Here is a 10,503-nt window from a genome sequence, read left to right as displayed (position 1 = left end):
CGGCGGCCGGGGCGCTGCTTCATCTTCGATGCAAGCCGTCCCGGGCGAGAACTGGTTCGCCCGCTGTCGTTCGTTACCGATCGACGCTGAACCCGAGCGCTGCTGCGATGGCTGTCAAATTGCCGTCACTTGGCCTTGGGATTCGCGTCAAAAGGCATGTGGTGCTACGCCGTTGACGCCGGGAGGTCGTTTAACTAATTGTAAATAATATAGTTATAAAGTTGGCACTCTGTTTGCTTTGAGCCAGTCCGAACCTTTTGGACAGGAGCGGATCAGGCATGGCAACAGCAGAAGCAGACTTGGATTTGGGCGGTGAAGCCACCAAGAAGAAAGGAGGGATGAAATCACTGCTGATCATGGCCGGCGGCGGACTTGTCCTGGTGGGCGCCAGCGTGGGCCTGAGTATGTTTCTCATGGGGGGCGACAAGGCCGCCGAGAAGCCCGCAGCCGGGGAGCATGCAGCCCCGAAGAAAGCGACTGCGCCGGCTGCTTATACGCCGCTTGATCCGCCGTTCGTGGTGAACTTCGAGGACGACGGGGCCATTCGCTTCCTGCAGGTGTCGGTCGATGTCATGAGCCGCGATCCGGCGGTCGGCGAGGCGGTCAAGCTGCATATGCCGGCCATTCGGGACCAGCTGATCATTTTGTTCAGCAGTTCCGACTACGCCACGCTGAGCAGTCGAGAGGGCAAGGAGACGCTACGCGCCGAGGCGCTGACGACACTCAAGGCGCTTCTGAAGGCCCAGCACGCGCCTACCGATGTGGACGGCCTGTATTTCACCAACTTCGTAATGCAGTGACATGGCCGACGACGAGCTAGTGTCACCGGCCGAGTTGAGCGCGTTGCTGGACAGCGCGCCGACCGCGGCCAAGCGGCCCGGCCGCGGCGGCGGGGTGGAGCCGTACGACCTGACCGACCGTATGCCATTGCAGGATGGCACTGACCTGCCGGCATTGCAGCGGGTCACCGAGTACTTCTGTGAGGGCCTCAGCCGGGCGTTGACCGTCTATTTGGGGCGCGAGACGCTGGTTTCGTCCCGTGGTGCGCAGACCCAGGAATTTCGCGAGTTCGTACACGGCCTGCCGGCGCGCGCCAGCATTTGTGGCCTGGAAATGGCGCCACTGGCGTGCTCGGCAGCGCTCGCGCTGGACCCGTCGTTAATTTTTGCCGTGGTGGAGAGCTTCTTCGGTGGTGGACGGGCCACCCCGGGGCCAGCCAACCGCGATCTGACGCCCACCGAGCGGCGCATGCTCGGCAGCTTGCTGGATCTGTTGATTCCGGAACTCCAGGCCGCCTGGGCTCCGGTGCTGCCGCTTCAAATGTCAGTCGCGAGCAGCGATGTGGATCCGTTGCTGGTGTCGTTGATCGATCCGGCGGAGATGGTCCTGGTGCACAGCTACGAGGTGGCGGTGCTGGGCGGTGGTGGGGATTTTCGCCTGGCCATCCCGTTGCCGGCGTTGCAGGGCGTGTGGCCAACGCTGCGGGGCGGGGTGCCGGCCAAGGCGCCCGATGACAGTGGCTGGCGGTCGGCGCTCACCAGCCGTGTGCTGCAAAGCCCACTGTCGATGCGCGCCATCGTCGCCGAGAAAGTTTCCAGCCTGCGCCAGGTCCTGGGCTTGCAGACCGGCGACGTACTCGTTTTTGACCGCGACGAGAACGCCCGTCTGGAAGTGGACGGGCGGGCGCTGTTTATAGGGGAATTTGGTGTGAGTAACGGCAGCAACGCGGTCTCGGTGACCCGGCGCTTGAAACGCGGTGGCATTGGCGAAACAGGAGGACAGTCCTAATGAACGCTGAAGTGGATGACGAACTGGCGCAGGACACGGTGGCTGCCCAGCCGAAAGTCGATGTACCCCCTTTGACCCCGGCACCGGCTGCGACTCTCGCCGCGCCTGTCACTGGCGGTGGCCGCGATGTCGACCTGGGGTTGATTCTGGATATTCCGGTCACCCTGACGGTCGAGGTCGGCCAGGCATCCATGAGCATCGCCCGCTTGCTGGCGCTTGGCCAGGGCGCGGTGGTGGAACTGAACCGCGTGGCCGGGGAGCCTCTGGACGTGCTGGCCAACGGTACGCTGGTGGCACGGGGCGAGGTGGTGGTGGTCGAGGACAAGTTCGGCATCCGCCTGACCGAGGTCCTGAATCCGGTCGAGCGCACGCGGAGCGTCGCTTGATCCGTTCGCTGCCATGCCTGCTGCTGTGCCCGATGTCGGCCTGGGCGGCGCCGTCGGCGCTGGCCGCCAGTGGCCAGATGGTGGTCAGCCTGGCTGTGGTGGTGGCGCTGATCGGCGGCTTGTATCTGCTCTTGAAGCGCATGCAGACGCGCCCCGGGCTGGGTGGCCGCATTCGCGCGCTGGCGGCGCTGAACCTCGGCGCCCGCGAACGGGTGGTGCTGCTTGAGGTGGCCGGCCGACAACTGTTGATCGGCGTCGCACCCGGACGGGTGCAGACGCTGATGCTGCTTGGTGACGCCGATGTGAGCCGGTCGCCGGAGGCGGTGAACGAGACCTTTGCCGCGCGACTTGGCGCCGCGCGGGAAGCCAATGCCGAGGGCGCGTCGTGAAGCGGCTGTGGCTCGCTTTGCTGCTCCTGACACCGTTGCCGGTGTTGGCGCAGGCCGGCTTGCAGGCGCTGACGCTGACTCCGGTCGCGGACGGCGGGCAGAGCTGGAGCGTCAGCCTGCAAGTGCTGGCGGTCATGACCTTCCTCACCCTGCTGCCCGGGGTGTTGCTGGCGATGACCTCGTTTACCCGCATCGTGGTGGTACTGGCCATCCTGCGCCAGGCGCTGGGCACCGGGCAGACGCCGTCGAGCCAGATCCTGGCCGGTCTGGCGCTGTTGCTGACGCTGTTCGTGATGGGCCCGGTCCTGACGCGTATCAACGGCGAGGCATTGCAGCCGTACCTTCAGGAAGAACTGACCCTGCCCGATGCGGCGGTCAAGGCCTCGGCGCCGTTGCGTCAGTTCATGCTGGCGCAGACGCGTGAATCCGACATTGCGACCTTCGCGCGCATCTCCGGCAAGGATGCTTCCTTCGAGAGTCCGGACGCGGTGCCATTCACGCTGCTGACGGCGGCGTTTGTCACCAGCGAGCTCAAAACCGCGTTTCAGATCGGATTCCTGCTGTTCGTGCCGTTCGTGGTGATCGATCTTGTGGTGGCCAGCGTCCTGATGTCGCTGGGCATGATGATGCTGTCACCGATGATCATCTCGTTGCCGTTCAAGATCATGCTGTTCGTGCTGGTGGATGGCTGGAGCCTGGTCATGGGCACGCTCGCCGGCAGCTTCTACCGATGAGCGCCGGGTCATGACCCCGCAGGTGGTCCTGGACATCGGCCGCGACGCGTTGTGGACCTGCTTGATGCTGGCCGGTGGCCCACTGCTGGCGATGCTCACCGTAGGTCTGCTGGTCGGCATGCTGCAGGCCGCGACGCAGATCAACGAGATGACCCTGAGCTTCGTGCCGAAGCTGATCGTGATGGCCCTGGTCCTGGTGGTCGCCGGCCCCTGGCTGTTGCAGACGCTGATCGATTACACGCAGCGCCTGATCACCGATATTCCGGTCCTGGTTGGCTAGGCCGTGGACATCGACAGTGCCCGCATCGGAGCCTACGTCGGCAGTTTCTTCTGGCCGTTTCTGCGCATTTCGGCGTTCCTGATGGCGGCGCCACTTTTCGGTTCACGCACGGTGCCAGTACGTATCCGGCTGGTAATCGGTCTTGCGCTGACAGCACTGCTGCTGCCGACACTGCCGCTGGCGCCGGTGCTCGACGTGTTGTCGCCGATGGGGGTGCTCACGGCTGTGCAGCAGGTGGGCATCGGCCTTCTGGCCGGCTTCTCGTTGCAGTTGCTGCTCGCCGCGCTCAGCTTCGCTGGCGAAATGGTCTCGCTCGGTATGGGTCTGGGGTTCGCCTCGTTGATCGACCCGCAAAACGGCGTCAGCGTGCCGATCGTGTCGCAGTTCTATGTGATGTTCGCCTTGCTGCTGATGCTGGCCGTTGACGGACATTTGCTGCTGCTGGAGTTGCTGGCGGGCAGCTTCCACAGTCTGCCGGTGTCGGCGGACGGTTTGCGCTTCGCCGATTTGCAGACCGCGGCCGGGTTCGCGACTGACATGTTTGCGGTCGGTTTGGCGGTGGCCCTGCCGGCGGTCACGGTACTGCTGGTGGTGAATCTGGCCTTCGCGGTGGTGAGCCGCGCCGCGCCGCAGATGAATCTGTTCGCGGTCGGGTTTCCGGTGTCGCTGCTGGTGGGTCTGATGGTGGTGCTGTTCACCCTGCCGGCGCTGCCCGGGCAGTGGGGGCAGTTGTTCGAGCAGGGTAGCGGACGCTTGTTCGCACTGCTGGGGGCGCGCTGAGCATGGCTGAAGAAAGCGCTCAGGAACGCACCGAAAAGGCCACCCCCAAACGCCTTGAGGATTCGCGCAAGAAAGGCCAGGTAGCCCGCTCCAAGGAGCTCAACTCGGCTGCCCTGGTGCTGTTGGGCGCAGGGGGATTGTGGCTGTTCGGCGATCGCGTCAGCGGTGGCCTGTTGCATCTGATGCACAACGGACTGTCGTTCGACCGCGCGGCGGCGCTTGACCCGTCCGCCGTCGGTACCCGTCTGGCCAGCAGCGCCGGTGACGCGCTGCTGATGCTTGCGCCGTGGCTGGGCCTGGTTTTTGTGGTGGCTGCGCTGGCGCCGATGGCGCTCGGCGGCATCCTGTTCAGTACCGACAGCCTGGAACCGAAATTCAACCGTCTGAGTCCGATGAAAGGCATCAAGCGCCTGTTCTCGATCCAGAGCCTGGTGGAAACGGCCAAGGCACTGGCCAAGTTTCTGGTGGTCGGCGGCTTGGCCGTGCTGGTGTTGCGCCAGATGGCGCCGGCCCTGTTGGGCCTGGGTTCCGAGCCACTGGTGATGGCACTGGGTCACGCCAGCAACCTGACCACGCGGGCGTTTTTCCTGACCGCGATGGGGTTGCTGCTGATCGCCGCGGTCGATGTGCCGTTTCAGATCTGGAACCACGTTCGCCAACTGCGCATGTCGCGGCAGGAAATCAAGGACGAGATGAAGGAAACCGACGGCCGGCCCGAGGTGCGTCAACGCATTCGAAACCGCCAGCATGAGCTGTCCCGTCGCCGCATGATGCAGGACATCCCCACCGCCAGCGTGGTGGTGGTGAATCCCACCCACTACGCCGTGGCGCTGCGCTACGACCTTGGCAAGGACGGCGCGCCGCGGCTGGTCGCCAAGGGCGCGGACCTCGTGGCTGCACAGATACGCGCGCTGGCCAAGGAGCATGGCGTTCCAATCCTGTCGCAGCCGCCCCTGGCGCGGGCGCTCTACTACAGCACCCGCATTGGCGCCGAGGTACCGCGCGAACTCTACACCGTGGTGGCGCAGGTCCTGGCTTACATCTATCAACTGCGCACCGCGCTGGCGGCCGGTCGCTATGACGTGCCGGACCTGGACGCACTGCCGGTGCCTGACGAATTGCAACGGCCGCGCGGCAGCGCAGCGCCTTCAGCCTGAGGAGACTTCTAAGTGAATACGGCAACCGCTACCGGCACCTCGCGCAGCTTCGCGGCCTTGGGGCTGGGCACACCACTGCTGGTACTGACCCTGCTTGGCATGATGTTGGTGCCGCTGCCGCCGCTGGCGCTGGACCTGCTGTTCACGTTCAACATTACGCTCTCGCTGGTGGTGCTGCTGGTGGCGGTGTACGCGCTGCGCCCGTTGGACTTTGCCGTGTTTCCCACGCTGCTGCTGGTGGCCACGCTGCTGCGCCTGGCGCTGAATGTCGCCTCGACCCGGCTGGTGCTGCTGGATGGTCACACCGGCCCGGCGGCGGCCGGCCATGTGATCGAGGCCTTCGGTTCGTTTGTCATTGGTGGTAACTACGCCGTCGGCCTGGTGGTGTTCGTCATTTTGGTGATCATCAACTTCATGGTCGTGACCAAGGGAGCGGGGCGGGTTTCGGAAGTCAACGCCCGCTTCACCCTGGACGCCATGCCCGGCAAGCAGATGGCGATCGACGCCGACATCTCGGCTGGTCTCATCACCCAGCAACAGGCGCACGATCGGCGCGAGGTAGTGCGCCAGGAAGCGGACTTCTATGGCGCCATGGATGGCGCCAGCAAATTCGTGCGTGGTGACGCCGTCGCCGGCATGCTCATTCTGATCATCAACATCATGGGTGGCATCGCCATTGGCATGGGCCAGCACGGCATGAGCGCCAACGACGCCATGCAGGTGTTCAGCCTGCTGACCATCGGCGACGGCCTGGTGGCGCAGGTGCCATCGCTGCTGCTGTCGGTGGCAGCGGCCATCCTGGTGACGCGGGTTTCGCAGGCGGAAAGCGTTTCGACCCAGATCAACCGCCAGTTGATGGCCAACCCGACCGCCCTTGGCGTGGGCGGTGGTTTGGTCGGCGTACTCGGCCTGGTGCCCGGCATGCCGCATTTTGCCTTTCTGACTCTCGGCGGCGGGCTGGCTGTGGCCGCCTGGCGCCTGGCCAGGGCCCGGGCCCAGGAAGCGGCTGAGCTTGCCAGGAATGGCGGTCTGGAAGCCTTGCCGGCGCCCGAAGAACACAAGGACCTTGGCTGGGACGAGGTGGCCGGCGTTGACCTGGTGGGTCTTGAAGTCGGCTATCGCCTGATTCCCCTGGTGGACAAGACGCAGGGCGGCGAGTTGCTGACGCGTATCAAGGGCGTGCGCAAGAAGCTGTCGAAAGAACTCGGCTTCCTGCTGCAGCCGGTACACATTCGCGACAACCTCGATCTGGCGCCGGGCGGCTACCGCATCACCCTGATGGGCTCTACCGCCGGCCAGGGCGAGTTGCAGCCGGATCGGGATCTGGCCATCAACCCCGGTCACGTGACCACACCGGTGCCGGGGATTGCCACCAAGGACCCGACTTTCGGACTGGACGCGTTGTGGATCGAGCGCGGCCTGCGCGAGCAGGCGCAGATGGCCGGTTACACGGTGGTTGACTCGGCCACCGTGGTGGCCACGCACCTGTCGCAGGTGCTCATGCGCTCGGCCTACGAGCTGCTGGGCCACGAGGAAGTGCAACAGCTGCTGGATCGCCTGGCCACCCAAGCGCCCAAGCTGGTGGAGAACCTGGTGCCCAAGGTGCTGCCGCTGGGAACGGTGCTGCGGGTGCTGCGCAATCTGCTGCAGGAAGGCGTGCCGATCCGCGACCTGCGCAGCGTCGCCGAGTCTTTGGCCGAGCACGGCACGCGTAGTCAAGATCCTGACGTTTTGACCGCGCTGGTGCGCGTTGCGATCGGTCGCAGCATCGTTCAGGAGGTCTTCGGAACGTCGCCAGAGCTAGCACTGATGACGCTTGACCCCGAGTTGGAACGCATTTTGCTAAAAGCTGTGCAAGGGGGCGATGGCGCACTCGGTGTGGAGCCTGGTTTGGCGGAGCGCCTCAGAAGCCTCCTGGCGGACGCGGCGCAGCGGCAGGAGCTGATGGGCCAGCCGGCGGTGCTGGTGGCACCCAACGCCCTGCGCCTGTGGCTGGCACGGTTTGTTCGCCACCTGGCGGTCGACCTGAAGGTGTTGGCCTACGAGGAACTGCCAGAGAACCGGCAGGTGCGGGTTGTTGCAAATATTGGTGGGCGCTGACGCGCTTTCGGCAAGGTTTTTGACCAGATGCGCCCACGCGGGAGCAAGGAGAGTCGAGCATGAAGATCAAGCGCTATAGCGCGCCCGACATGCGCCGGGCACTGCATCAGGTGCGACAGGAGCAAGGCTCGGAGGCGGTCATCCTGTCCAGCCGTCGCCTGCCTGATGGAGTGGAAGTCATCGCCGCCGTCGACTATGACGCGGCACTGCTCGAACGCCTGGCCGCCAGCGGCGGTGGCGCCGATTCGCCGCACCTGGCCGGCAAGGATCTGCCGCAGGAAGGTCCGGCTGACCTGGACCGTCTGGCCTGGGCAGTCGATCCGGCAATCGAGCAACTCAGAACCGAACTGACCATGCTGCGCGGGCTGCTGGAAGCGGAATTGCGCCAGTCGGCTATAAGCCGGCGCAGCCCCCTGCAGGCACAGCTGGCGCCCTATCTTGAGCAGATGGGTCTGACGACGGACCTGATCGCGTCGATCCTCAGTCAAGTGGCCGAGCAGCGGGATCTTGGCGCAGCCTGGCGCGAGGCGCTGGGCCAGCATTTGACAGCGCGCATTCCGATTGCCGATCAGGGTTTGCTCGACGAGGGCGGAGTGGTCGCGCTGCTCGGACCCACCGGGGTTGGCAAGACCACCACGGTTGCCAAACTCGCAGCCCGCTTCGTGCGCCAGCACGGCGCCCGCCACCTGGGCCTGCTGACCACCGATAACTACCGCGTCGGCGCCCATGAACAACTACAGAATTTCGGTCGCCTGCTGGGCGTGCCGGTGCAGATGGTGGATTCAGCCGACGATCTTGCCGTAGCGCTGGCGGCGCTGGCCAACAAGCGTCTGGTGCTGGTGGATACCGCCGGCATGAGTCAGCGGGATGTGCGCATCGGCGAGGCTCTGGCGAGCCTTGGGCGCAGCAATATGCGCAGCTACCTGGTCCTGGCGAGCAACGCACAGGAAGCGATGCTGGACGAGGCGGTCACGACCTTCGGCGCCTTGCCGCTGAGCGGTTGCGTTCTGACCAAACTGGACGAATGCCCAACCCTGGGCGGCGCCTTGTCGGTGGTGATTCGTCACCACTTGCCGCTGGCCTGCGTGACCGACGGCCAGCGAGTCCCGGAGGACCTGCATCCGGCCCGCGCCCGCGATCTTGTCAACCGGGCCGCGCAGCGGGTTCGCGCCCGTGCCCAGCCGTCTCCGGCGCCAAGCGCGGCGTCGACATCAGCTGCTGTGGCAGGCCAATTGAGGGCGGTGGCCCATGCTTGATGCTGCTGTTGACCAGACCCACGGCCTGCGCGGTTTGCTGGCGCCCCGGCCGGTGCGGGTGATCGCCGTGACCGGCGGCAAGGGCGGCGTTGGCAAGACCAATGTGGCAACCAATCTTGGCGTCGCCCTGGCGCAGCGTGGGCGCGGCGTGATGCTGCTGGATGCGGACCTGGGCCTGGCCAACGTCGATGTGCTGCTGGGAATCAAGCCGCGCTGGACTTTGGCGCAGGTGTTGTCCGGTGAGCGCGAACTGGCGGAGGTCGTGGTGCAAGGCCCGGCCGGGCTGCGCATTGTGCCGGCCGCTTCGGGAGTGGCCGGCATGGCCGACCAGCCTGCGGCCGTCTATGGCGGGCTGATCCAGGCGTTTGGCGAGCTGACAACGGATCTGGACGTGATGCTGGTTGACACCGCCGCCGGCGTTGGCGAGGGCGTGCTCAGCTTCGCCCGCGCGGCACAGGATGTTTTGCTGGTGGTGTGTGACGAGCCAGCCTCGCTGACCGATGCCTACGCACTGATCAAGTTGCTCAGCACCCAGCATGGGGTGAGCCGGTTTCGGATACTGGCCAACATGGTTCGCCGCGCTCGGGATGGTCGTGAGTTGTTCGGCAAGCTGCTGGCGGTGTGCGACGAGTACCTGGACGTGGTGCTGGAGTTTGTCGGCGTGCTGCCTTACGACGATTACCTGCGCAAGGCCATTCAGCGCCGGCAGACCGTGATGGAGGCGTTTCCCCGCAGTCCGTCGGCGTTCGCCTTCAGGCAACTGGCCGAGCAGGTGGAGAACTGGCCGCGAGCCTGCGGCGCCAGCGGACATCTGGAGTTTTTCTTTGAGCGGATGGTGCAGCCCCTTTCGGTTGCTGTAGGAGGAGAAGCATGAATGCGGTTCTTGCGTACAAGAAAGCGGCCAAGCCTGATGCGGCTGCCGACCAGATCGACCGCCTGGTGCGTGAACACGCACAACTGGTCAAGCGCATTGCCTACCACTTGCTGGCACGACTGCCGGCCAGCGTGCAGGTGGATGACCTGATCCAGGCGGGCATGATCGGCTTGATGGAAGCGGCGCGTCGTTACGACGACGGTCAGGGGGCGAGTTTCGAGACCTACGCCGGCATTCGCATTCGCGGCACCATGCTGGATGAACTGCGCCGCAGTGGCTGGTTGCCCCGCACTGCTCTGCGCAAGCTGCGGCAACTGACCGAAGCGACCCGGGCGGCCGAGCGCGAGCTCGGCGGCGAGGCGCCGCCGGAAGCCATTGCGCGCCAGCTTGGCATGGATATGGAGGCCTATTTCACCCTGGTGCGAGAGGCCTCGGAGTTCGGCGTGTTGCGCTTCGGTGACCTCGCCGGCGAGGACGAGGAGCCCTGGGAGAACAACATCGCCGATGCCTCGCCAGGACCGCAGGCGCAGGTGGAGGACGAGGATTTGCGTGAGCGGGTCGCCGGTGCGGTGGGCGACTTGCCACCACGCGAACGCATGGTCATGTCGCTGTATTACGAGCAGGAACTGAACCTGCGGGAAATCGGCGAGATCCTGGGCGTGAGCGAGTCGCGGGTGTGCCAGATTCATGGCCAGGCCCTGCTGCGCCTGCGCAGCCGCCTGGGCGATCGGGACTGAGCGGAAGCTAGGGCGGGGTCTG

At 65.4% G+C, this 10,503-nt stretch carries 12 protein-coding genes; all 12 read left to right on the top strand.

The window, feature by feature from the left end:
* Nucleotides 1-278: 278 nt before the first annotated feature.
* From fliL to ABZF37_RS05020, 12 genes are read left to right on the top strand one after another with little or no spacing between them, the layout of a single operon-like run.
* Nucleotides 279-800 carry a flagellar basal body-associated protein FliL gene (gene fliL / locus ABZF37_RS05075; RefSeq protein ID WP_372717443.1) on the top strand — a complete coding sequence of 174 codons (522 nt, stop codon included), beginning with the start codon at nt 279-281 and terminating at the stop codon, nt 798-800.
* 1 nt (nt 801) lies between these two features.
* Nucleotides 802-1,788 carry a flagellar motor switch protein FliM gene (locus ABZF37_RS05070; protein WP_372717441.1) on the top strand — a complete coding sequence of 329 codons (987 nt, stop codon included), beginning with the start codon at nt 802-804 and terminating at the stop codon, nt 1,786-1,788.
* Nucleotides 1,788-2,174 (top strand): flagellar motor switch protein FliN, encoded by a 387-nt coding sequence (gene fliN, locus ABZF37_RS05065; RefSeq protein ID WP_372717438.1) that lies wholly within the window; start codon nt 1,788-1,790, stop codon nt 2,172-2,174. The genes ABZF37_RS05070 and fliN overlap by 1 nt, the downstream gene beginning before the upstream one ends.
* A complete protein-coding gene (gene fliO, locus ABZF37_RS05060) occupies nt 2,171-2,563 on the top strand; it encodes a flagellar biosynthetic protein FliO (protein WP_372717436.1) in 393 nt (130 codons plus the stop codon). The genes fliN and fliO overlap by 4 nt, the downstream gene beginning before the upstream one ends.
* The gene (gene fliP, locus ABZF37_RS05055; protein WP_372717434.1) at nt 2,560-3,297 is read left to right on the top strand and encodes a flagellar type III secretion system pore protein FliP; all 738 of its coding nucleotides are present in this window, start codon (nt 2,560-2,562) and stop codon (nt 3,295-3,297) included. The genes fliO and fliP overlap by 4 nt, the downstream gene beginning before the upstream one ends.
* Before the next feature lie 10 nt (nt 3,298-3,307).
* Complete coding sequence (gene fliQ / locus ABZF37_RS05050; RefSeq protein WP_372717432.1) at nt 3,308-3,577, top strand: flagellar biosynthesis protein FliQ; 270 nt, start codon at nt 3,308-3,310, stop codon at nt 3,575-3,577.
* A 3-nt stretch (nt 3,578-3,580) separates the two neighbouring features.
* A complete protein-coding gene (fliR, locus tag ABZF37_RS05045) occupies nt 3,581-4,357 on the top strand; it encodes a flagellar biosynthetic protein FliR (RefSeq protein ID WP_372717430.1) in 777 nt (258 codons plus the stop codon).
* 2 nt (nt 4,358-4,359) lie between these two features.
* Complete coding sequence (flhB, locus tag ABZF37_RS05040; protein ID WP_372717428.1) at nt 4,360-5,514, top strand: flagellar biosynthesis protein FlhB; 1,155 nt, start codon at nt 4,360-4,362, stop codon at nt 5,512-5,514.
* A gap of 12 nt (nt 5,515-5,526) precedes the next feature.
* Nucleotides 5,527-7,614 carry a flagellar biosynthesis protein FlhA gene (flhA, locus tag ABZF37_RS05035; RefSeq protein WP_372717426.1) on the top strand — a complete coding sequence of 696 codons (2,088 nt, stop codon included), beginning with the start codon at nt 5,527-5,529 and terminating at the stop codon, nt 7,612-7,614.
* Nucleotides 7,615-7,673: 59 nt separating this feature from the next.
* Nucleotides 7,674-8,870, top strand: coding sequence for a flagellar biosynthesis protein FlhF (gene flhF, locus ABZF37_RS05030; RefSeq protein ID WP_372717424.1), 1,197 nt, complete (start codon nt 7,674-7,676; stop codon nt 8,868-8,870).
* The gene (locus ABZF37_RS05025) at nt 8,863-9,744 is read left to right on the top strand and encodes a MinD/ParA family protein (protein WP_372717422.1); all 882 of its coding nucleotides are present in this window, start codon (nt 8,863-8,865) and stop codon (nt 9,742-9,744) included. The genes flhF and ABZF37_RS05025 overlap by 8 nt, the downstream gene beginning before the upstream one ends.
* Nucleotides 9,741-10,481, top strand: coding sequence for an RNA polymerase sigma factor FliA (locus tag ABZF37_RS05020; RefSeq protein WP_372717420.1), 741 nt, complete (start codon nt 9,741-9,743; stop codon nt 10,479-10,481). Before ABZF37_RS05025 ends, ABZF37_RS05020 begins: the two co-directional genes overlap by 4 nt.
* The last annotated feature ends 22 nt before the right edge of the window (nt 10,482-10,503 follow it).

This window comes from Immundisolibacter sp. (assembly GCF_041601295.1).
In the GTDB taxonomy this organism is placed as follows: domain Bacteria; phylum Pseudomonadota; class Gammaproteobacteria; order Immundisolibacterales; family Immundisolibacteraceae; genus Immundisolibacter.
The sequence above is the reverse complement of the archived record's forward strand: the minus strand, read 5'-3'. Positions and strand labels throughout refer to the sequence as shown.

What these genes read in the sequence shown, in the direction of transcription:
- fliQ (WP_372717432.1), top strand. Translation starts at nt 3,308, where the DNA reads ATGACCCCGCAGGTGGTCCTGGACATCGGCCGCGACGCGTTGTGGACC.
- flhF (WP_372717424.1), top strand. Translation starts at nt 7,674, where the DNA reads ATGAAGATCAAGCGCTATAGCGCGCCCGACATGCGCCGGGCACTGCAT.
- ABZF37_RS05020 (WP_372717420.1), top strand. Translation starts at nt 9,741, where the DNA reads ATGAATGCGGTTCTTGCGTACAAGAAAGCGGCCAAGCCTGATGCGGCT.
- ABZF37_RS05025 (WP_372717422.1), top strand. Translation starts at nt 8,863, where the DNA reads ATGCTTGATGCTGCTGTTGACCAGACCCACGGCCTGCGCGGTTTGCTG.
- fliL (WP_372717443.1), top strand. Translation starts at nt 279, where the DNA reads ATGGCAACAGCAGAAGCAGACTTGGATTTGGGCGGTGAAGCCACCAAG.
- flhB (WP_372717428.1), top strand. Translation starts at nt 4,360, where the DNA reads ATGGCTGAAGAAAGCGCTCAGGAACGCACCGAAAAGGCCACCCCCAAA.
- ABZF37_RS05070 (WP_372717441.1), top strand. Translation starts at nt 802, where the DNA reads ATGGCCGACGACGAGCTAGTGTCACCGGCCGAGTTGAGCGCGTTGCTG.
- fliN (WP_372717438.1), top strand. Translation starts at nt 1,788, where the DNA reads ATGAACGCTGAAGTGGATGACGAACTGGCGCAGGACACGGTGGCTGCC.